We start from the raw sequence: 19,864 nt of genomic DNA, 5'->3' as shown, positions 1-19,864 counted from the left end.
AGAGTAGGAGTCTTCGACAACACCATGACTGAGCACACGGCGCGTAGTCTGCCCGCGGACCTGGCCCAGGCCCGCCGGGTGCTGGTAGCGGGCGCGGGCGTATCCGGGCGCGGGTGCGCCCGAGTCCTGGACCGCCTGAACTTCGCGGTCACAATCGCCGACGACAATCCGCAGGCGCGACAGACCGCGCTGGACGATTGCGGGGCGAGGGCGGCCGGGCTCAGCACCGAGCAGGCCATGGCCGTCGCCGGCGACGGCCAGATCGACCTGGTGGTAACCTCCCCGGGCTGGCGACCGGACTCACCGCTGCTGGAGGCCTACCGGGCCGCCGGCGTCGAGGTCATCGGGGACGTCGAGCTGGCCTACCGCCTGGACGCGGCCGGCACCTTCGGGCCGGCCCGCCAGTGGCTGGTCATCACCGGCACTAACGGCAAGACCACGACCACCGGCATGCTGGCGGCCATCATGCAGGCAGATACTAACCGCACCGGGCGCCGCGCGGTGCCGGTGGGCAACATCGGCGTCTCCGTCTTCGACGCCATCCAGGACAACGATCGCGTCGACGTGCTGGTCGCCGAGCTGTCTTCCTTCCAGCTGCACTGGGCCAGCCAGCTGCGCCCGGAGGTGGGCGTTTTGCTCAACCTGGCCGAGGACCACCTCGACTGGCACGGCAGCTTCGACAATTACGCCGCCGATAAGGCCAAGGTCATGCACGGCGGCATCGCCATTGCCGGCACGGACGACGCGCACGTGATGGAACTGGTCTCCCGGGCCCGCCAAGCCGGGGACCTGGCGCCGCAGGTCTATTCCTTTAGCTCCCAGACCCCGCAGGCCGGGCAGGTCGGCGTGGAAGGCGGGCGGATCATTGCCCGCCTGGACGGCGAGGACCTCGACCTGGTCTCGGCCGATGGGGTAGAGCCGGCCGGTCTGGCCGGCGTCCTGGACGCTTGTGCTGCCGCCGCGGCCGGGCTGGCCGCCGGGGCGAGCCGCGAGGCCGTCCAGGCGGGCCTGGCGGCCTACCACGTCGCCGGACACCGCGGCGCGGTCGTCCACCGCCACGGCGGGGTCAGCTTCATCGACAACTCCAAGGCCACCAACCCGCACGCCGCGGACGCCGCCCTGGAAGGCCTCGACCGGGTCATCTGGCTGGCCGGCGGGCAGCTCAAGGGAGCAGATGTCAGCGAGCTGGTTGCCACCCACGCCGACCAGCTCAAGGCCGCGGTCGTGCTGGGCAAGGACCGGGAGCTGGTGGCTCAGGCGCTCCAAGCCCACGCCCCGCAGGTTCCCGTAACCGTCCTAGACGAGCAGGATCCGCAGGCGGCCATGGAGACCGCGGTGGCCGCGGCCTGGCAACACGCCGAAGCGGGGGATACCGTACTTTTGGCCCCGGCTGCGGCATCGTTAGACATGTACACCGGGATGGCACAGCGCGGCGATTTCTTCGCCGCGGCGGCGCGTGCGGTCACGGAAAAATCGGATCACCGTCCCGCGCCGGATGCCGGAGAAGATAACGAGGAGAAGCCAGCGCAATGACCTCCACAACGCAGAAGTCAGCCAAGCCCGGGCAGCGGGTGGCCAATTTCCTCGAGCGCCGCCACGAGCAGATGAACAAGTGGTCGGGGCTGGACTATCTGATGTTGCGGATCATCATCTTCCTGCTCGTCGGTATCGGCGTGACGATGGTCTTTTCCTCCTCCATGGCCGAGTCCCTTGTGGAATCCGGCCTGGTCTGGGGCCAGGCGCTGCGCCAGTCCGCGATGGTCCTGGTCGGCCTGCTGGCCTTTTGGTTGGCGCTGAAGATCCCGCCGCGCGCCATGCGCTGGGCCATCCCGTGGATCCTCTTGCTGTCCATCGTGCTGCTGATCCTGGTGCTCATCCCGGGGGTTGGTACCGGCCGCGCGGAGGTTGGCTCCCAGTCGTGGATCATCTTGGGCCCGATTTCCCTGCAGCCCTCGGAGCTCGCCCGCGTAGCCATCGGCCTCTTCGGCGCCTCGGCGCTGGCCAATAAGCAGCACCGCCCGAAGGACCTGCTGGATCCGTTCATGGTCTACTCGGCCATCGCGGGCCTGATGTTCCTGCTGATTATCCTGCAGGGCGACCTGGGTATGGCCATGTCGTTTGCCGTGGTCGTCGTGTTTACCCTGTTCTTCGCCGGCGTGGACTGGCGCGTGGTCGCCTCCATTATCGGGCTGGCCGTGGCGGGCGTGATCTTCGTCTTCCTGTCGGGCGGCTTCCGCTCGCACCGTTTCCACACCTACTTCGACGCGTTGGTGGGCAACATCCAGGACACCCAGGGCACCGGCTTCCAGGCCTACCAGGGCTTCCTCTCGCTGGCCGACGGCGGCATCGCCGGCGTGGGCATCGGCCAGTCCCGCGCCAAGTGGTTCTACCTGCCGGAGGCGAAAAACGACTTCATCTTCGCCGTGGTGGGCGAGGAGCTCGGCCTGTGGGGCGGCGCGCTGGTCATCGTGCTCTTCGCCCTGCTCGGGTTCTTCGGCATCCGCACCGCGCTGCGCGCGCAGAACCAGTTCCACGCCCTCATGGCCGCGACCCTGACCACCGGCGTCGTTGCGCAGGCCTACTTCAACATCGGCTACGTCGTCGGCCTCCTGCCGGTGACCGGCATCCAGCTGCCGATGATCTCGGCCGGCGGCACCGCGGCGATTATCACCATTGGCTCCATGGGCCTTCTGTGCAACGTGGCCCGGCACGAGCCGGAGGCGGTCTCGGCGATGCGCAACTACGGGCGTCCCCTCTTCGACCGGCTGTTCTTCATCGCGGAACCGGAGCCGGCCGATGCCGCCCCGCGCGGCGGTCGCCGTCGTGCCGACGGTTCGGGCGCGCCCCGGGACCGCCGGCCCGAGCGCCCGAGCGCTAACCCCCAAAAGCGGGGCAGCGCCCGCCGCCAGGCGCAGCGGGAGGAGCGTTTTGGCTCGCCGGTGACCGGGCGGACCCGCCCGGTGCGCTCCACGCCGCGCGGGCAGGATTCCGCCGGGCGCGGCGGGGACAGGAACCCGCGCCGGCGCTGGTAGCCTGTAGTTCATGAATTCAAAGCCTTTATCCGTCGTCGTCGCTGGTGGCGGCACTGCCGGCCACATCGAGCCGGCGCTGGCTGTGGCCGCTGTCCTGCAGCGTGACTACGGCGCCCGTATTACCGCTCTGGGCACCCAGAAGGGGCTGGAGAGCGACCTTATTCCCGCCCGCGGGGTGGACCTGGAAATGATCACCCCGGTCCCGATCCCGCGCAAGCTCAGCCTGGACCTGCTGAAGCTGCCGTACCGCCTGGTGCGTTCTGTGCTGGAAGCGCGCAAGGTTCTCAAGAAGGTGGACGCGGATGCCGTCTTCGGCACCGGCGGCTACGTCGCCGCGCCGGCCTACCTGGCCGCGGCCAGCCACCACCTGCCCTTCTACGTGCTCGAGACCAACGCGTTGGCGGGCCTGGCCAATAAGCTGGGCGTCAAGCTGGGCGGCATCGGCTTCAACGCCCACCCGAATTCGGGCATGCCGGGCGAGCAGGTCGGCATCCCGGTGCGCCCGGAGCTCGGCCAGGATCCGGAGGCCGCCGCCCGCGGGCGCGAGCTGTGGGGCCTGCGCGAGCGTATTCCCACCATCTTGGTCACCGGCGGCTCCCAGGGTGCGGCCAGCATCAACCGGGCCGTCGCCGAAGCACACCCCGGCTGGGCCGGGGAGTTCCAGGTCCTGCACGCGGTCGGCAAGAAGAACGAGCTGCCGGCTCAGACCGACAACTACGTGCCGGTGCCCTATATCGACGATATGTCCGCGGCCCTGGCCGTGGCGGATCTGGCGGTCTGCCGCTCCGGGGCGATGACGGTCGCGGAGGTTTCCGCCGCCGGCGTGCCGGCCATCTACGTGCCGCTGCCGCACGGCAACGGCGAGCAGGCGCTCAACTCGAAGGACGTGGTGGCCGCCGGCGCGGCCGTCCAGGTCCCCGATGCCGAGCTGGACGGTGCCCGCCTCGACCGCGAGGTCCGCGCCATCCTGGGCGACGAGGATCGCCTAAAGGCCATGCGCGCGGCGGTCGCCGACAGCGCGGCCGGCGGCGCGGCCCAGCGCCTGGCTGACCACATCGCTACCGCTATCCGAGAAGCCAAGGAGGAATCCTAGTGGGCCCCGAATCCACCCCCGACGCAGTTAACCTCGACCGGGTCCACCTCGTGGGCATCGGCGGCGCGGGCATGTCCGGCCTGGCCCGGATCCTCCTGGCCCGTGGCAGCGCCGTGTCCGGCTCGGACCAAAAGGAGTCCACCGCCGTGGAGGTCCTGCGCACCCTCGGCGCGAAAATCTCGGTCGGCCACGCGGCGGAGAACCTGCGGCTTTCCGGCGCCGAGCCGACCGCCGTGGTCACCTCCTTCGCCGCTATCCCGCAGGACAACCCGGAGCTGGTCGCCGCGCGGGAGGCCGGGATCCCGGTCATCCGCCGCTCCGACCTGCTGGGCGAGCTCATGGAGGGCTACACCCAGGTGCTGCTGGCCGGCACCCACGGCAAAACCTCGACGACCTCGATGACGGTCAACGCGCTACAGCAGGCCGGCGAGGGCCCGTCCTTTGCCATCGGCGGCCAGCTCAACCGGGCCGGCACCAACGCGCACCACGGCACCGGAATGGCCTTCGTGGCCGAAGCCGACGAGTCGGACGCGTCCCTACTGCGCTACCGCCCGGACGTGGCCGTGGTGACCAACATCGAGCCCGACCACCTGGACTACTTCGGCACCCCGGAGGCCTATTTCCAGGTCTTCGAGGACTTCGCCGATCGGATCACCCCCACCGGCCACCTGGTGGTCTGCTTGGAGGACGAGCACGCCGCCCAGATGGGGCAGCGCGCCGCACAGCGCGGCATCGACGTGCTCGGCTACGGCACCCCCGCCGCCGTGGAGCGCTACCCGGAGATCCCGGCGGGCGCGGTCATCTCCACCGAGGAAGCCACCGCGGAGGGCACCCGCGTGACCGTGCACCTGGACGTTGCGGGGCACTCGGTGGGCCTGGACTACCTGCTGCAGGTCCCCGGGCACCACATGGTGCTCAACTCGGCGGCGGCCCTGGTGGCCGGCACGCTGGCGGGCGCGGACCCGCACAAGCTGGCCGACGGGCTCAGCGACTTCACGGGCGTGCGCCGGCGGTTTGAGTACCGCGGGTCCGTCCCGGCGGGGCTTAAGGGCCAGGAGCCGGTCGAGGTCTTCGACGACTACGCGCACCACCCGACGGAGGTCGCCGCGGTCCTGCGCGCCGCCCGCGAGCGGGTGGAGGCGACCACCCGCTCTGGCCGCGTGGTGGTCTGTTTCCAGCCGCACCTGTACTCGCGCACCATGAAATTCCAGCAGGAATTCGCCGACGCGCTGAGCCTGGCGGACGTGGCGGTGGTGCTGGATATCTACGGCGCCCGCGAGCAACCGGTAGAAGGGATCACCTCCCGGATTATCACCGACAAGATCCCCGCGGGCACCGAGGTCTTCTACGAGCCGGACTTCTCCGCGGCGGCGGCCAGCGTGGTCGCGGCCGTGCAACCGGGCGACCTGGTCCTGACCATGGGCGCTGGCTCGGTCACCCTGGTGGCCGCGGAGATCCTGACTGAGCTGGAGCAGCGTTTCCGATGAGGGGCAAGCTAGTACTTTCGGTGGCAGGCGCCCTGGTGGCGGTGGTGGCCATCGCCGCCGCCGTGGTCTGGTTCTTCCCCGTGTTCAAGGCCCAGGATTTCGAGCTCAACGGCGCCAGCCAGGTCACGGAGGAAGAGGTCCGCGAGGCCTCCGGGATCGCCGAGGGCAGCAACCTGATGCGCCTGGACGCGCATGCGGCCGCCGAGGGCGTGGCCACGCTGCCGTGGGTGAAATCCGCGACGGTGGGCCGCTCCCTGCCCAGCACGGTGCAGGTCGACATCACCGAGCGGGAAGCCGTGGCCTTCCTGCGCGAGGGCGATGGCACCCACCTCATCGACTCGGCGGGCAAGGAGTTCGTCGTCGCCGAGCCGCCGGAAGGCGCCGTGGAGATCGATAGCAACGAGGAGGCCGGCTTGGTCGACGCCGTAGAAATCCTGGCGGCCCTGTCGCAGGATCAGCGCGCGCAGGTCGAAAAGCTCAGCATGGACGAGAAGTACTCGGCGACGTTGCACCTGGCGTCCGGGCGCACGGTAGTCTGGGGCGCGAACGACGACAACGCGGACAAGGCCCGCGCGTTTTCCACCGTGCTGCAGATGGACGGCACCCATTGGAATATCACTAACCCCGAGTTGGTGACCAAGCGCGATTAGCGCCGGAAAAAATTCGCAACATCGCGCCCCTGCCAGATTGCCGTGTGGTGGGGGCGCGAACTGCATAAAAGCCCATGTCAGCAACCCTAAAGTAGAGGTTGAGGGTACCGACACGCGGGCAAATGAACACGTAAATTACACGTGTGTCAGTGAAGATGGAAAGCAACCGCGTCACAGGCGCGCAATTCCTCGTTTATTTACCAACAAATCCCGAAAGGTTTGACCACCTCTCATGAGCACACCGAACAACAATTTGGCGGAAATCAAGGTCGTCGGCGTCGGCGGCGGCGGCGTCAACGCCGTCAACCGCATGATCGAAGAAGGCCTCAAGGGCGTCGAGTTCGTGGCTATCAACACGGACTCCCAGGCGTTGATCTTCTCCGACGCTGACTTCAAGCTCGACATCGGCCGCGAGGCCACCCGCGGCCTGGGCGCCGGCGCCAACCCGGAGGTCGGCCGCACCTCCGCCGAGGACAACAAGTCCGAGATCGAGGACGCCCTCAACGGCGCCGACATGGTCTTCGTCACCGCCGGCGAAGGCGGCGGCACCGGCACCGGCGCCGCCCCGGTCGTGGCCTCCATCGCCAAGAAGCAGGGCGCGCTGACCGTCGGTGTTGTCACCAAGCCCTTCAAGTTCGAGGGCGCCCGCCGTACCCGCCAAGCCCTGGAAGGTATCGAGCAGCTCCGCGAGGTCTGTGACACCCTGATCGTCATCCCGAACGACCGCTTGCTGCAGCTGGGCGACGAGAACCTGTCCATGATGGAAGCCTTCCGCGCCGCCGATGAGGTCCTCCACAACGGTGTCCAGGGCATTTCCAACCTGATCCTGATCCCGGGCATGATCAACGTTGACTTTGCCGACGTTCGCTCCGTGATGGCCGACGCCGGCTCCGCCCTGATGGGCGTGGGCTCCGCCCGCGGCGACAACCGAGTCATGACCGCGGCCGAGCAGGCCATCAACTCCCCGCTGCTGGAGTCCACCATGGAAGGCGCCAAGGGCGTGCTGCTGTCCGTGGCTGGCGGCTCCGATCTGGGCCTGCAGGAGGTCTACGAGGCCTCCTCCATGGTCGAGGAGAAAGCCGACCCGGACGTCAACCTAATTTTCGGCACCATCATCGACGACAACCTGGGCGACGAGGTCCGCGTGACCATCATCGCTACCGGTTTCGACGCCGAGAAGAACGCCACGGATAAGCCGGCTGGCGAGGCCCGCCCGCAGCAGTCCCAGCAGCGTTCCGGTTCGCTGTTCGAAAACCGCGACCGCGCCACCGAGCCGGAGCCGGCCGAGGAGCCGCGCGGCGGCTACGAGCCGCGCCACCAGCTGCGCCACGACGAGCGCGAGGGCTACAGCCCGCGCGAGTCGGAGCCGCAGCGCCGCGCCGGCGATACCCGCGGCGACGGCGGCCTGTTCACCACCCGCGAGCGCTTCGAGCGCGAGGCCCCGCGCGAGGACTACCGCCCGAGCTACCGCGACGAGCGCGACAACCGCGGCGACGACGACTTGGACGTGCCGGACTTCTTGCGCTAATTGATCCATAGCGCGCGCTAGTCTGGAGTGCATGCCAGTAAACGAGGAAGCACGCACCACCCGCCCCGCCCGCCTGAAACGCCCCTTCCGGATGGTCTTTACGGCCCGCTCGGGAGGGGCTTCGGCGTCTCCGTACGAGTCGTTCAACCTGGCCGAGCACGTCGGCGACGACCCGGCGGCGGTAGCGGCAAACCGGCAGCGCCTGCAGGAGCTACTCCGCCTTGATGACATCGTCTGGATGGAGCAGCTCCACACCAACAACGTCACCGTCGTCGACGGCCCGCGTTCTACACCAGTGGAGGCCACCGATGCACTGGTTACGGCCACCGAGGGTCTGGCCCTGGGCGTGCTGGTGGCTGACTGCACCCCGGTGCTGCTAGCCGACCCGGAGGCCCGCGTGGTCGCCGCGGCCCACGCCGGGCGCTTAGGCGCGCGCAACGGGATCGTGCCGGCGACCGTCGAGGCGATGTGCGATCTCGGCGCCCGCCCCGAACGCCTGCAGGTGCTGCTGGGCCCAGCCGCCAGCGGCCGCCACTACGAGGTGCCCGCAGACATGGCCGCCGACGTCGAGGCCCACCTACCCGGATCGCGCACGACCACGGAGAAGGGGACCCCAGGTATCGATGTGCGGGCCGGACTGATCCGGCAGCTGATGAGCTTGGGCGTGACCGCCATCCAGGCGGATCCGCGGTGCACCATCGAAGACAGCACTTTCTTTTCCTACCGCCGGGAGGGCACCACCGGCCGGCAGGCAGGACTCATCTGGTTGGAGGAGGAGACCGACAATGACCGATAAAACCACCCCGCAGGACCCGGCAGCCCAAAGTAGCGACCAGGCCCGGCTAGCCGAACTGGAGCGCGGCCTGGCTAACACCCGCGAGCAGATAGCTGCCTTAGCCGCCGAGGCCGGCCGCCCGGAGCCGCGCCTGCTGCCGGTAACCAAGTTTCACCCGGCCGAGGACATCGCGCTGCTCGGCCAGCTGGGGGTCACCGACGTCGCGGAAAACCGCGAGCAGGAAGCCCGCGCCAAGGCCGAGCAGCTGCCCGAGATGCACTTCCACATGATCGGCCAGATCCAGACCAAGAAGGCCAACCACGTGGCCCGCTGGGCGCACAGCGTCCATTCGCTGGACTCGGAGAAACTCGCCGCCGCTCTCGACCGCGGGGTAGAACTGGCCCGGGAGCGCGGCCAGCGCACCGAGAACCTACCGGTCTACGTGCAACTGTCCTACGACTCGGACCCGTCCCGCGGCGGGGCGGCCTGGGACACGGCCGAAGACCTGCTGCGCTACGTCGAGGAGCTTGCCAACCTGGAGCTGCGCGGCATCATGGTCGTCCCGCCCGTGGAAGCGGACGCGGCCGAGGTCTTTTCCGCCGCGCGCCAGCTGGCCGATGAGCTGGGGGAGAAGCTCGGCCACGCCCTAGAGCTGTCGGCCGGGATGAGCGCGGATCTGCGCGAGGCAGTTTTCGCGGGCACGGATATCGTGCGTGTCGGAACCGGCATCATGGGCACGCGGCCAGTAGGTTAAAAACCAACGCAAAGACGCATATCAGACCGCACTTGTACATTTCGGGTCAGAGGGAGACCACATATGTCATTTATTGATCGCACGAAGGAGTTCTTCGGCCTCCAGCCGATGGACATGGAGCACGACGACGCCTACTACGAGGATGACGCTCGCTACGCCACCGCGGGTTCCGCGGCCTACCAGCCGCGCCCGAGCTACGAGCGCGCTCCGGCCGAGCCGGAGTTCGCGCCGACCATCGTGCCGATTTCCCTGACCACCTACAACGACGCCCCGAAGATCGGTGAGCCCTTCCGCGATGGCGACGCCGTCGTCTTCGAGCTGACCGACGCCGAGAAGTCCGCTGCCAAGCGCTTCATCGACTTCGCCGCCGGCCTTTGCTTCGCACTGCGCGGCCGCATGGTCGACCTGACCAAGGGCTTGGACACCGACCGCCGCGTCTTCGCCATCGTGCCGGAGCGCGCCAACATCTCCACCCTGGAGCTGGAGCGCGCAGCCCAGCTGCGCTAAGAACGCCACGACGTTAAATCCCCGGGCCCTGCCCGCCGGTTAAACCCGGCGAGGGCACCCGGGGATTTTTGCGCATTGCGGGGTAATTCCCCGAAGGTGGGGGTAGTTCGGATAGGGTCGGAAGGGTGAGTCAATTAGGAATTATTCTGTACGCCGTGCTCCGGATCTTTTCCCTGGCGCTAATCGTGCGCATCATCATCGAGATGATCCAGTCCTTTTCCCGGCAGTTCAACCCGCCGCGCTGGTTCATGATGTGCGCGGAGCCGCTGTTCGCGGTCACGGATCCGCCCGTAAAAGCCCTGCGCAAGGTCATCCCGCCGCTGCGGTTGGGCGGGGTAGCGCTGGACATGTCCATCATCGTCTTGTTCATCATCCTGGCCGTCCTGATGAATATCGTCATCGCCACGATGGTCTAGCTGCCACGGTCTAGCCGGCCTCCGGCGGGTTGGGCCAATCCGTAAACGGGCGGGGTCCGGCGGGGTAGAAGTAAACGAAAGTGCAAAATCGTCAACCTCGGCTTAATATTGAGACTTGAGTAATCGTCCGTTACTGTGTCTTTTTGGTTACAATGAAACGAAGAATCGTATTATTGTCCGATTAGAAAACCTTGGGTCGGGCGACGAGTGTAGGCTCGTAGCTTGATTCATATCTTCTATTGACTCCGGAAACCTCCGGGGTTGCACCGACTTGAAGGGGAAGAGAAGTCAATGCCGCTGTCACCAGCTGATGTACACAACGTCGCGTTCAGCAAGCCGCCGATTGGCAAGCGTGGCTACAACGAGGACGAGGTCGACCAGTTCCTCGACCTGGTTGAAGACGCCCTTGCCCAGCTGCAGGACGAGAACGACGAGCTGCAGTCGCAGGTCAACAGCCTGCAGTCCGGCTCCGGCGCCGCCACCGCTTCCGCGGCGTCCGCTACCTCTTCGGTCGATGAGGCCGCCCTCCGCAAGGAGATTGAGGCAGACCTGCGCTCCCAGCTCGACAAGGAATACGAAAAGAAGCTGGCCGACGCCAAGGCTGAGGCTGCGCAGAACGCTAAGAAGGAGCAGGCTTCCGCTGCCGCTGGCAAGTCCAGCGCCGACTCCAAGGAGCTGAAGGCCGCCCAGGACGAGGCCACCAAGGCCAAGCAGGACCTGGACAAGGCTCGCCGCGACCTCGAGGCTGCCAAGAAGGAAAACCAGGAGCTGCAGAAGAAGGTCGCGGACGTCTCCGCTTCCTCCGCCAAGGAGGCCCCGGCCGCTGCCGCCACCGCGGATGCCAACGGCCTGGCCACCCCGGAGACCCACATGCAGGCCGCCCGCGTGCTGGGCCTGGCCCAGGAGATGGCCGACCGCCTGACCAACGAGGCCAAGGCCGAGTCCGAGTCCATGCTGACCGACGCCCGCACCGCCGCCGAGAAGCAGCTGTCCGACGCCGACACCAAGTCCCGCACCCAGCTGGACGAGGCCCAGAAGAAGGCCGACGCCCAGGTTGCCGAGGCTCAGCAGCGCGCCAAGCAGACCGAGTCCGAGGCTAACTCCCGCGCCGAGGCCCAGATCCGCCAGGCCGAGGAGAAGGCAGCGGCCCTGCAGGCTGACGCTGAGAAGAAGCACACCGAAATCATGAACACGGTCAAGCAGCAGCAGACCGCCCTGGAGACCCGCATCTCCGAGCTGCGCACCTTCGAGCGCGAGTACCGCACCCGCCTGAAGACCCTGCTGGAGTCCCAGCTGGAAGAACTCGAGACCCGCGGCTCTGCCGCCCCGAACGGCGAGTCCAACTCCTAAGGCTGCGCCGGGGAAGAACATCTTTCCCGTACCGCCTCACGCCCCCGCACGCCCACGGTCATAACCGTGCGCGGCGGGGGCTTTGGTGTAGGTTTAATGCATAAGCCATCGTGAGAACCGCATCTGCGAGAAAGGGCGTCATCTTCCATGCTGATTGCTGCCTTGGTCTTAGCGTTTATCGCTTTCATCGCCTTCGTTAACTACCTGTTGTCCGCGGCCACCTGGTCGCTCGTGGTGGTTTTCGTCGCGGCGGCCGCCGGCATCATCCTGGTTTTAATTGACGCCTTCGCCAAGCACCGCGGGGACCGGACGTCGCCGCACTCGCAGCCAGAGGACGCGGAACACCGGTCCTAGCTGTTTTCCCGTTTCCGCCGGGCGAGTCGAAAGGAAACCCGCGGGGACTGGCTCAGCCGGCGCTCGGGCGGCTATACTAAGGGCTTATATACGATGATCCGGCCATCACCGGGGAGTATTCCGGAAGAACGGCGCTGCTTTTGCGTTATCTGAGCAGCGCTTATTAGAACCGGGCGGGTGGGACCGTCAACTCCTTCACGACCAACGAAGCGGGAGCGCTAATTTTAGGGCTCCAAGCGGGGTGGTACCGCGTCTATTACAGGCGTCCCCGCGGTTTGATTGAATTACCGCGCGTGAAGGATGGAGTAAACCGTGAACCACCACAGCCCCAATGTTGGCGGCGTGTACCCCAAGGTCGATATGACCGGCGGTTCCAGCCGCTTCCCGGACATGGAAGAGGTCGTCCAGGACTACTGGAAGAAGGACGAGACCTTTAAGGCCTCGTTGGAGCAGACTGAGGATAAGCCGGAGTACATCTTCTACGACGGCCCGCCTTTTGCTAACGGCCTGCCGCACTATGGCCACCTGCTGACCGGCTACGTCAAGGACATCGTCCCGCGCTACCGGACCATGGCGGGTAACTACGTCCCGCGCGTGTTCGGCTGGGACTGCCACGGCCTGCCGGCGGAGCTGGAAGCCGAAAAGCAGCTGGGCATCACCGACAAGGGCCAGATCGAGGAAATGGGCCTCGAGCGCTTCAACGAGTACTGCGCGTCCTCCGTGCTGCGCTACGCAGGGGAGTGGAAGGACTACGTCACCCGCCAGGCCCGCTGGGTGGATTTCGACCACGGCTACAAGACCATGGACTTGGACTTCATGGAATCGGTCATGTGGGCGTTCAAGGAACTCTACGACAAGGGCCTTATCTACCAGGGCTTCCGCGTGCTGCCGTACTCCTGGGCCGAGCACACCCCGCTGTCGAACCAGGAGACCCGCCTGGACGACTCTTACAAGATGCGCCAGGACCCGACGCTGACCGTGACCTTCCCGGTCACCGGTGCGCTGGCCGGCTCGGCCGCGGAGGAGACGCTGCAGGCCAACCCGGAGCTGGCCGATGCCTCCTTCCTGGCCTGGACCACCACCCCGTGGACCCTGCCGTCGAACTCGGCCCTGGCCGTGCACCCCGAGGTCACTTATGCCCTGGTGCGCGTCGGCGGCGAAGGCGAATTTGCCGGCCGGCTGTTCGTGCTCGCCGACGGGCTGCGCGCGGCGTATGCCAAGGAGCTGGGCGAGGACGCCGAGGTCGTCAAGACCTTTACCGGCGCTGAGCTGACCGGCTTCAACTACCAGCCGATCTTCGACTACTTTGCCGATATGCGCAACGGCTTCCAGGTGCTGTCCGCCGACTACGTGACCACCGAGGACGGCACCGGCGTTGTCCACCAGGCCCCGGCCTTCGGTGAGGACGATATGAACACCTGTGCCGCCCACGACATCGAGCTGGTCATCCCGGTCGACGACGACGGCAAGTTCACCTCCCAGGCGCCGGACTACGAGGGCCAGCTGGTCTTCGACGCGAACAAGGAAATCATCCGCGACCTGAAGGCCGCCGGCCGGGTGGTGCGCCACCAGACCATCGAGCACTCCTACCCGCACTCCTGGCGTTCCGGCGAGCCGCTCATCTACAAGGCGATGCCGTCCTGGTTCGTCAAGGTCACCGAGTTCCGCGATCGCATGGTCGAGCTCAACCACAACGAGATCGAGTGGATGCCGGGCCACATCCGCGACGGCCAGTTCGGCAAGTGGCTGGAAGGCGCCCGCGACTGGAACATCTCCCGCTCGCGCTACTGGGGTGCGCCGATCCCGGTGTGGGTCTCCGACTCCGAGGAATACCCGCGCATGGACGTCTACGGCTCGCTGGACGAGCTGGAGCGCGACTTCGGCGTGCGCCCGACCTCGCTGCACCGCCCGTACATCGATGAGCTGACCCGCCCGAACCCGGACGACCCGACGGGCAAGTCCACCATGCGCCGCGTGCCGGACGTGCTGGACTGCTGGTTCGAGTCCGGCTCCATGCCCTTCGCGCAGAAGCACTACCCGTTCGAGAACAAGGAGTGGTTCGAGACCCACTCGCCGTCGGACTTCATCGTCGAGTACTCTGGCCAGACCCGCGGCTGGTTCTACGTCATGCACGTGCTGTCCACCGCGCTGTTCGACCGCCCGGCGTACAAGAAGGTCGTCGCCCACGGCATCGTCCTGGGCAACGACGGGCTGAAGATGTCCAAGTCCAAGGGCAACTACCCGGACGTTAACGAGGTCTTCGACCGCGATGGCTCGGATGCCATGCGCTGGTTCCTCATGTCCAGCCCCATCCTGCGCGGCGGTAACCTCATCGTGACCGAGCAGGGCATCCGCGACGGCGTGCGCCAGGCGTTGCTGCCCATCTGGAACGCCTACTCCTTCCTGCAGCTCTACGCGGGCCAGGAGGCGCATTTCGACACCTCCTCGACCAACGTGTTGGACCGCTACATCCTGGCCAAGACCCACGACCTAGTCAAGAACGTCGACTCCGCCCTGGCGAATACCGATATCGCCACCGCCACCGAGGAGGCACGCCTGTTCGCGGACGTGCTGACCAACTGGTACGTGCGCCGTTCCCGCGACCGTTTCTGGTCCGGCGACGCGGAGCACCCGGAGGCCTTCAACACCCTCTACACGGTGCTGGAGACCGTGGCCCGCGTCTTCGCCCCGCTGCTGCCGCACATCAGCGAGGTCATCTACCGCGGCCTGACCGGCGAGCGCTCCGTCCACCTGACCAGCTTCCCGGATCCGGCGGACTACCCGGCTGACGATGCCCTGGTCGCCGCCATGGACGCCACCCGCGCGGTGGCCTCGGCGGCGTCCTCGGTGCGCAAGTCCAACAAGCTGCGCAACCGCCTGCCGCTGCCGAAGCTGACCGTGGCCATGGCGGGCGCGGACAAGCTGGCTGACTTCGCGGACATCATCCGCGACGAGGTCAACGTCAAGGAGGTCGAGCTGACCGAGGACGTGGACTCCGCCGGCCGCTTCGAGGTGGTCTGCAACGCGAAGGTCGCCGGCCCGCGCCTAGGCAAGGACGTCCAGCGCGCGATCAAGAACCTGAAGGCGGGTAACTACGAGCGTCAGGGCGAGGAAGTCGTCGTCGACGGCGACATCACCCTGCACGCCGACGAGTACACCGAGCGCCTGCAGGCGGCGGATCCGGACTCGACGGCCCGCATCGACGGCGTCGACGGCCTGGTGGTGCTGGACACCAACGTCACCGAGGAGCTGGAGGCCGAGGGCTGGGCCGCGGATGTTATCCGCGGCCTGCAGGACGCCCGCAAGGCCTCCGGGTTCGAGGTCAGCGACCGCATCTCCGCGGTGCTCTACGTGCCGGCGGAGAAGGAAGAATGGGCCCGGCGCCACGCCGAGCACATCGCGGCCGAGGTGCTGGCCACGGACTTTGCGGTCAGCACAAACGCCCCCGCCGATAGCGAGGGCGTGCACCAAGTGGTGGCGGGAGTTACCGCCACCGTCGCGAAGAATTAATTCGCGCCCGGCAGGTGCTTGCGCCAGGCCAGGGACACGTTGCCCAGGCAGAACAGCGCAAGCACCGCGCCGACGGAAAACAGGCTAGTAAAGCCGATATACGGCGCTAGCGCCGAGAACGCCATCGGGATAAAGAACCCGAGGTAGGCGATGCAGTAGTAGACGGCGGTCAGGCCGGCCAGCTCCCGCTCGCCGGCGATCCGCTGCACCTCGGACAGGCCGGCCACCAGGGCCAGGCCGTAGCCGGCGCCCATCGTGGCCGCGGCGAGGATGCCCAGCGGCAGTGACAGGGTGTGCGCGGCGGCCGCGCCCAGCAGCGTGCCGCAGGTGATGACCGCCATGGCAATCGCCGAGGCGCGCGCCGAGCGGTTGGTGTCAATGACCTGGCCGAGCATCTGCACGCCCACGCCGCAGCCCAGGGTGATGACCGTCATCAGACCGGAGAAGGCGATGGGGACGTCGCCAGCCGAACGGGACAGCAGCTGGGGCAGGAGGGCGTAGGCCGCGCCCGCGCAGCCGAAGACCCACGGGGCGACCGGAACCACCACGCGCAAAAAGCGGCGGTGGGCGGCGGCCGGGATGCGCAGCATGGCCAGCATGTCGCCGATGGTCAGCTCCAGCACCGTGCGCTTAATCGACCCGCGCATGGGCTGGCGGGTCTCCGGGGCGTGGCCCAGCCACCAGCCGGTGGCCAGGGTGAGCACGATGTGGATGACATAGGCCAGGTGGGTGGGCCACGGTCCCCACTGCGCGAGCACCGAGGCGAGCCCGGCGCCGACGAGGAATCCGACGGTCAGGCACAGCGAGGCCTTGCGGGCGCCGCCGCGGGGCTCGAGCTCGGTGATCCAGGTAGAACCGACCGCCATGACTAGGCCCAGCGCCATGCCGCAGAGCACGCGGCCGCCGGCGATAGTCAGCGGCTCGTTCGGGGCCACCGACAGCAGGAAGGAACCGAACAGGGACAAGGGGGCGGCCGGCAGCAGCGTGGGCTTGCGGCCGATGAGATCGGACAGCGGACCGCCGATGAGCAGGGCGGGGATGATGCCCACCACGTAGGCGGCGAGCAGGCCGTTGACGGTGACCTGGCTGAAGCTGGAGACCTCGCGGTACATCACCAGCAGCGGGGTGAATTCGTTGCCGCCCCAGGCGACGGCGACCATGGTGCCGGCCACCGGCCACCAGGCGTGGGCGGGATAGGACTTAACAAAGGGGATGCGTTCGGTAACGGTAGTGGTCATAACTGATTTCGGGAATTCGTGAGGTGTTCGGATAAGGCGTGGCGGTAGGCGTCGAAGTCGCCCGCGATGAGGGCGCGGGTCAGCTGGCGGTGGCCGTCGACGAAGCGGCGGGCGCGCGCCGGGCTGCGCCCCACCGCGGTGGCGGTGAAGCGCTGCTGCTGCTCGCGCAGGCTGTGGCCGAGCTGGGAGAGGAAGCGGTTGCCGCCGTTGTCCATGATGGTCTGGTGGAACTTGGCGTCCAGGCGGGTGTATTCGGCCAGATCCTCAGCCGCTAGGGCCTCGTCCTGCTCGGCGATGATGGCCTCTAGCACGCCGCCGATAACGTGTCGCTCGCTGTCCGACAGGCCGCAGATGTGCTCGGCGGAGAAGCGATCGATCAGCTCGCGGGCCTCGTAGACCTCGCGGATATCCCGGGCGGTCAGCGGCTCCACTAGGGCGCCGCGCTTGGGGTAGAGCTGCAAGAAGCCCTCGACTTCGAGGCGAAGAAAGGCCTCGCGGACGGGGGTCCGGCTGCAGCCGAGCTCCTGGGCAACTTCGCCCTCGCTCAGCATGGTTGACCCGGGCACGGTGCCGTCGATAATTCGTTCCTTGAGGTAGGCGTAGGCGCGTTCCGCCGCGGGCGGGGAGGGGTGCTCGGTCTTTGTATGCAACATGGATACATCATGGATCCAAGTTGGGGTGCGGGGCAAGTGCTCGGTTAAGATCGGGGGTATGCAGCGCTGGGTTCTCCACATCGACATGGACGCGTTTTTCGCCTCCGTCGAGCAGCTGACCCGGCCCACCCTGCGCGGCCGCCCCGTCCTCGTCGGCGGCCTGGGAGGCCGCGGCGTGGTCGCCGGGGCCAGCTACGAGGCCCGCGCCTTCGGGGCCCACTCGGCGATGCCCATGTACCGGGCCCAGCAACTGGTCAGCGCCCGCGCCGTCGTGGTCCGCCCCCGGCGCGTGGTCTATCAGGCCGCCTCCCGGCGCGTCTTCGAACTGATTTCCTCCCGCGTCGGGCTCATCGAGCAGCTGTCCATCGACGAGGGCTTCATGGAACCGGCCCAGCTGCAGGGCGCGAGCGCCGAGACCGTCTTCGACTGGTCCGAGGAACTGCGCGCGGCCATCCGCGAGGAGACCGGCCTGCCGTGCTCCATCGGGGCGGGCACGGGCAAGCAGTTCGCCAAGATCGGCTCGGGCGAGGCCAAGCCGGACGGCACCTTCGTCATCCCCGCGGACAAGCAGCTGGACTTCCTGCACCCGCTGGACGTGGCCAAGCTCTGGGGAGTGGGGCCCGTAACCGCGCAGAAGCTGCACTCGATTGGGATTAAGACCATCGGCGACTTGGCGGGGCTGAGCAAGCGCGAGGTGGAAATCTCGGTCGGCTCCATTGTCGGCGGCCAGCTGTGGGAGATGGCCCGCGGCATCGACCCGCGCGAGGTCGCCCCGCGCGCCATTTCCAAGTCGATTTCCGCCGAGCACACCTACCCGAAGGATCTGGTCACGGAGGCGGAGGTGGACGCGGCCATCGACCGCGCCGCCGAGGGCGCGCATGTCCGCCTGCTCAAGGACGGGCGGGGAGCGCGCACGGTGACGGTCAAGCTGCGGATGGCGGACTTCCACATCGAGTCGCGCTCGGCGACCTTGCCGTACGCCACCGACGACTTCGAGACCCTGCGCGCCGCGGCGTTCAAGCTGGCGCGCTACCCTGCGGAGCTCGGCCCCATCCGCCTGGTCGGCGTGGGGTATTCCGGGCTGGAGACCGCCCGCCAGGACGTGCTCTTTCCGGAGCTGGACCGCGAGATCGTGCGGCCCGTCCCGCCGGATAGCGACTTCGAGACCGGCGTGGCCGACCACACGGTCGACACCGGCCCCGTGGCCGTCGATGTCGCCGATACCCCCGACAGCCAGTGGGTGGCCACCCAGGACGTCTACCACCCCGAGTACGGGCACGGCTGGATCCAGGGCGCCGGCCACGGGGTGGTCAGCGTACGCTTCGAAACGCGCGCGACCGGGCCCGGGCGCACCAAGTCGCTGGCCGCCGACGACCCGGACCTGGTACCGGCCGACCCGCTGGACTCGCTGGCCTGGGACGAGTGGTTCGCCTCCCGCGAGGACGGCCTCGGCGGGCTAGGCGAGGACTAGAAGTTAAAGACCTCCGCCGGGTCCACGCCCCCGGCCAAGCAGGCCGCCAACAGGATGCGCGCCTGCCCCGGGCGCAGCGGCCCCGCGCCCAAGGCGCCGGCCGCGCCTAACGATGCGCCCCCGCCGTCGCCGCCGTAGGCCAGGCGCACCGCGCCGTAGGGCGAGCGCGTCGAAATGACCACGCTGACCCCGCCGCGCGCCGCCTCGCTCAAGGCCTGGCCTATCACCGGGGACATGTTGCCCGAGCCCATGGCCGCGACGACGATGCCGCGGGCGCCGGCGGCACAGGCGGCATCGACCAGCTCGCGCCCGGCGCCCGGGTACGCCGCGAGGGTGGTCACCGGGGCGTCGGCCAGGGCGCCGGCCGGCAAGGGGAAGCGCGCCGGGAGCGCGTCCGGGACCGCCAGCGACTCAAAGGCCTCCAGCTCGCTGGTATGCCGCTTGCGCACGCCTGCCGCCGGCAGGACCTTCCCGCCGAAGCACACCCACGCCCCGCCCGTGCCCTCGGCGGCGTGGCGGTCTACGGTGTCCAGGGCCAGCTGCAGGTTGCCCGGCCCGTCGGGATCCGGGTGGTCGGCGGCGCGCTGGGCGCCGGTGAGCACCACGGGCCGGGCGGGGGAGAGCTGGCAGGCCAGGGCCATGGCCGTTTCTTCCAGCGAATCGGTGCCGTGGGTTACCACCACGCCGGCGGTGGCGGGATCGGCCAGCAGTCCGCGGACCTCGTCCAGCAGCCCGTCCAGGTCGGCCGGGGTGATGGCCGAGGAATCCAGCTGCAGGTAGTCCACGGCTCGGACCGGGTGCGGGCTGTCCAGGCCCCGCACCAGGTCGGCGGCTTGGCGGGTGGGCACCAGCGCGCCGGAATCATCCTGCGTACACGCGATGGTCCCGCCGGTGGCCAGGACGACGATGGAAGGGGACGCGGAAGTGGAATTCATGCGCTCCAGCATAACCTTGAGCGGCCGCTGCGAGCGGGCGGAGTTTGTGAATTGGCTGATAGCTCCGGCGCGCGTGTTTCGCCGGTGGCGAGATAGCCGGTAGCATAAATA

At 67.9% G+C, this 19,864-nt stretch carries 17 protein-coding genes; 14 read left to right on the top strand and 3 right to left on the bottom strand.

Going from position 1 to position 19,864, the window contains the following annotated elements:
- The first annotated feature begins 24 nt into the window (after positions 1–24).
- The 13 genes from murD to ileS all read left to right on the top strand — a co-directional run bounded on the left by murD (position 25) and on the right by ileS (position 15,456).
- Positions 25–1,533 carry a UDP-N-acetylmuramoyl-L-alanine--D-glutamate ligase gene (murD, locus tag ACEE23_RS05270; RefSeq protein ID WP_368519030.1) on the top strand — a complete coding sequence of 503 codons (1,509 nt, stop codon included), beginning with the start codon at positions 25–27 and terminating at the stop codon, positions 1,531–1,533.
- The gene (locus ACEE23_RS05265; protein ID WP_368519031.1) at positions 1,530–3,032 is read left to right on the top strand and encodes an FtsW/RodA/SpoVE family cell cycle protein; all 1,503 of its coding nucleotides are present in this window, start codon (positions 1,530–1,532) and stop codon (positions 3,030–3,032) included. The genes murD and ACEE23_RS05265 overlap by 4 nt, the downstream gene beginning before the upstream one ends.
- Before the next feature lie 10 nt (positions 3,033–3,042).
- The gene (gene murG / locus ACEE23_RS05260) at positions 3,043–4,125 is read left to right on the top strand and encodes an undecaprenyldiphospho-muramoylpentapeptide beta-N-acetylglucosaminyltransferase (RefSeq protein ID WP_368519032.1); all 1,083 of its coding nucleotides are present in this window, start codon (positions 3,043–3,045) and stop codon (positions 4,123–4,125) included.
- Between the two features lie 71 nt (positions 4,126–4,196).
- Positions 4,197–5,612: a UDP-N-acetylmuramate--L-alanine ligase gene (murC, locus tag ACEE23_RS05255; protein ID WP_448872865.1), complete on the top strand. Its 1,416-nt coding sequence runs from the start codon at positions 4,197–4,199 to the stop codon at positions 5,610–5,612.
- Positions 5,609–6,262, top strand: coding sequence for a cell division protein FtsQ/DivIB (locus ACEE23_RS05250; protein WP_368519034.1), 654 nt, complete (start codon positions 5,609–5,611; stop codon positions 6,260–6,262). The genes murC and ACEE23_RS05250 overlap by 4 nt, the downstream gene beginning before the upstream one ends.
- A gap of 232 nt (positions 6,263–6,494) precedes the next feature.
- The gene (ftsZ, locus tag ACEE23_RS05245; protein WP_368519035.1) at positions 6,495–7,790 is read left to right on the top strand and encodes a cell division protein FtsZ; all 1,296 of its coding nucleotides are present in this window, start codon (positions 6,495–6,497) and stop codon (positions 7,788–7,790) included.
- A gap of 31 nt (positions 7,791–7,821) precedes the next feature.
- The gene (gene pgeF, locus ACEE23_RS05240; RefSeq protein WP_368519036.1) at positions 7,822–8,586 is read left to right on the top strand and encodes a peptidoglycan editing factor PgeF; all 765 of its coding nucleotides are present in this window, start codon (positions 7,822–7,824) and stop codon (positions 8,584–8,586) included.
- On the top strand, positions 8,576–9,319 hold the full coding sequence (locus tag ACEE23_RS05235; protein ID WP_368519037.1) for a YggS family pyridoxal phosphate-dependent enzyme: 744 nt from the start codon (positions 8,576–8,578) through the stop codon (positions 9,317–9,319). The genes pgeF and ACEE23_RS05235 overlap by 11 nt, the downstream gene beginning before the upstream one ends.
- Before the next feature lie 63 nt (positions 9,320–9,382).
- Positions 9,383–9,826 carry a cell division protein SepF gene (locus ACEE23_RS05230; RefSeq protein ID WP_368519038.1) on the top strand — a complete coding sequence of 148 codons (444 nt, stop codon included), beginning with the start codon at positions 9,383–9,385 and terminating at the stop codon, positions 9,824–9,826.
- 125 nt (positions 9,827–9,951) lie between these two features.
- Positions 9,952–10,242, top strand: coding sequence for a YggT family protein (locus ACEE23_RS05225; protein ID WP_368519039.1), 291 nt, complete (start codon positions 9,952–9,954; stop codon positions 10,240–10,242).
- A 291-nt stretch (positions 10,243–10,533) separates the two neighbouring features.
- Positions 10,534–11,592 carry a DivIVA domain-containing protein gene (locus ACEE23_RS05220; RefSeq protein WP_368519040.1) on the top strand — a complete coding sequence of 353 codons (1,059 nt, stop codon included), beginning with the start codon at positions 10,534–10,536 and terminating at the stop codon, positions 11,590–11,592.
- Between the two features lie 147 nt (positions 11,593–11,739).
- Positions 11,740–11,946, top strand: coding sequence for a hypothetical protein (locus ACEE23_RS05215; protein ID WP_368519041.1), 207 nt, complete (start codon positions 11,740–11,742; stop codon positions 11,944–11,946).
- Positions 11,947–12,306: 360 nt separating this feature from the next.
- Entirely contained in the window at positions 12,307–15,456 is a 3,150-nt protein-coding gene (gene ileS / locus ACEE23_RS05210; protein ID WP_368519408.1) for an isoleucine--tRNA ligase, read from the top strand.
- On the opposite strand, the gene ACEE23_RS05205 is transcribed toward ileS, so the two are convergent.
- Both ACEE23_RS05205 and ACEE23_RS05200 read right to left on the bottom strand, forming a co-directional pair.
- The gene (locus ACEE23_RS05205; RefSeq protein ID WP_448872860.1) at positions 15,453–16,694 is read right to left on the bottom strand and encodes an MFS transporter; all 1,242 of its coding nucleotides are present in this window, start codon (positions 16,692–16,694) and stop codon (positions 15,453–15,455) included. The two genes, ileS and ACEE23_RS05205, sit on opposite strands and share 4 nt — an antisense overlap.
- Positions 16,691–17,347 carry a GntR family transcriptional regulator gene (locus tag ACEE23_RS05200; protein ID WP_368519043.1) on the bottom strand — a complete coding sequence of 219 codons (657 nt, stop codon included), beginning with the start codon at positions 17,345–17,347 and terminating at the stop codon, positions 16,691–16,693. Before ACEE23_RS05200 ends, ACEE23_RS05205 begins: the two co-directional genes overlap by 4 nt.
- Before the next feature lie 58 nt (positions 17,348–17,405).
- Here ACEE23_RS05200 and ACEE23_RS05195 point away from each other — a divergent pair, with 58 nt between their 5' ends.
- A complete protein-coding gene (locus tag ACEE23_RS05195) occupies positions 17,406–18,818 on the top strand; it encodes a DNA polymerase IV (RefSeq protein ID WP_368519044.1) in 1,413 nt (470 codons plus the stop codon).
- Here ACEE23_RS05195 and ACEE23_RS05190 read toward each other — a convergent pair.
- Positions 18,815–19,753, bottom strand: a complete 939-nt coding sequence (locus ACEE23_RS05190) for an asparaginase (protein ID WP_448873542.1) — start codon at positions 19,751–19,753, stop codon at positions 18,815–18,817. The genes ACEE23_RS05195 and ACEE23_RS05190 overlap by 4 nt on opposite strands.
- Between the last annotated feature and the right edge of the window lie 111 nt (positions 19,754–19,864).

The organism is Corynebacterium sp. 32222D000AT (assembly GCF_053546955.1).
Note: the sequence above shows the minus strand (reverse complement) of the source record. Positions and strands in the feature narration are given on the sequence as shown.

Bases quoted from the DNA above. Each gene is read 5' to 3' on its own strand.
- murD (WP_368519030.1), top strand. From the start codon at position 25: ATGACTGAGCACACGGCGCGTAGTCTGCCCGCGGACCTGGCCCAGGCC.
- ACEE23_RS05265 (WP_368519031.1), top strand. From the start codon at position 1,530: ATGACCTCCACAACGCAGAAGTCAGCCAAGCCCGGGCAGCGGGTGGCC.
- murG (WP_368519032.1), top strand. From the start codon at position 3,043: ATGAATTCAAAGCCTTTATCCGTCGTCGTCGCTGGTGGCGGCACTGCC.
- murC (WP_448872865.1), top strand. From the start codon at position 4,197: ATGTCCGGCCTGGCCCGGATCCTCCTGGCCCGTGGCAGCGCCGTGTCC.
- ACEE23_RS05250 (WP_368519034.1), top strand. From the start codon at position 5,609: ATGAGGGGCAAGCTAGTACTTTCGGTGGCAGGCGCCCTGGTGGCGGTG.
- ftsZ (WP_368519035.1), top strand. From the start codon at position 6,495: ATGAGCACACCGAACAACAATTTGGCGGAAATCAAGGTCGTCGGCGTC.
- pgeF (WP_368519036.1), top strand. From the start codon at position 7,822: ATGCCAGTAAACGAGGAAGCACGCACCACCCGCCCCGCCCGCCTGAAA.
- ACEE23_RS05235 (WP_368519037.1), top strand. From the start codon at position 8,576: ATGACCGATAAAACCACCCCGCAGGACCCGGCAGCCCAAAGTAGCGAC.
- ACEE23_RS05230 (WP_368519038.1), top strand. From the start codon at position 9,383: ATGTCATTTATTGATCGCACGAAGGAGTTCTTCGGCCTCCAGCCGATG.
- ACEE23_RS05220 (WP_368519040.1), top strand. From the start codon at position 10,534: ATGCCGCTGTCACCAGCTGATGTACACAACGTCGCGTTCAGCAAGCCG.
- ACEE23_RS05215 (WP_368519041.1), top strand. From the start codon at position 11,740: ATGCTGATTGCTGCCTTGGTCTTAGCGTTTATCGCTTTCATCGCCTTC.
- ileS (WP_368519408.1), top strand. From the start codon at position 12,307: ATGACCGGCGGTTCCAGCCGCTTCCCGGACATGGAAGAGGTCGTCCAG.
- ACEE23_RS05205 (WP_448872860.1), bottom strand. From the start codon at position 16,694: ATGACCACTACCGTTACCGAACGCATCCCCTTTGTTAAGTCCTATCCC.
- ACEE23_RS05200 (WP_368519043.1), bottom strand. From the start codon at position 17,347: ATGTTGCATACAAAGACCGAGCACCCCTCCCCGCCCGCGGCGGAACGC.
- ACEE23_RS05195 (WP_368519044.1), top strand. From the start codon at position 17,406: ATGCAGCGCTGGGTTCTCCACATCGACATGGACGCGTTTTTCGCCTCC.
- ACEE23_RS05190 (WP_448873542.1), bottom strand. From the start codon at position 19,753: ATGAATTCCACTTCCGCGTCCCCTTCCATCGTCGTCCTGGCCACCGGC.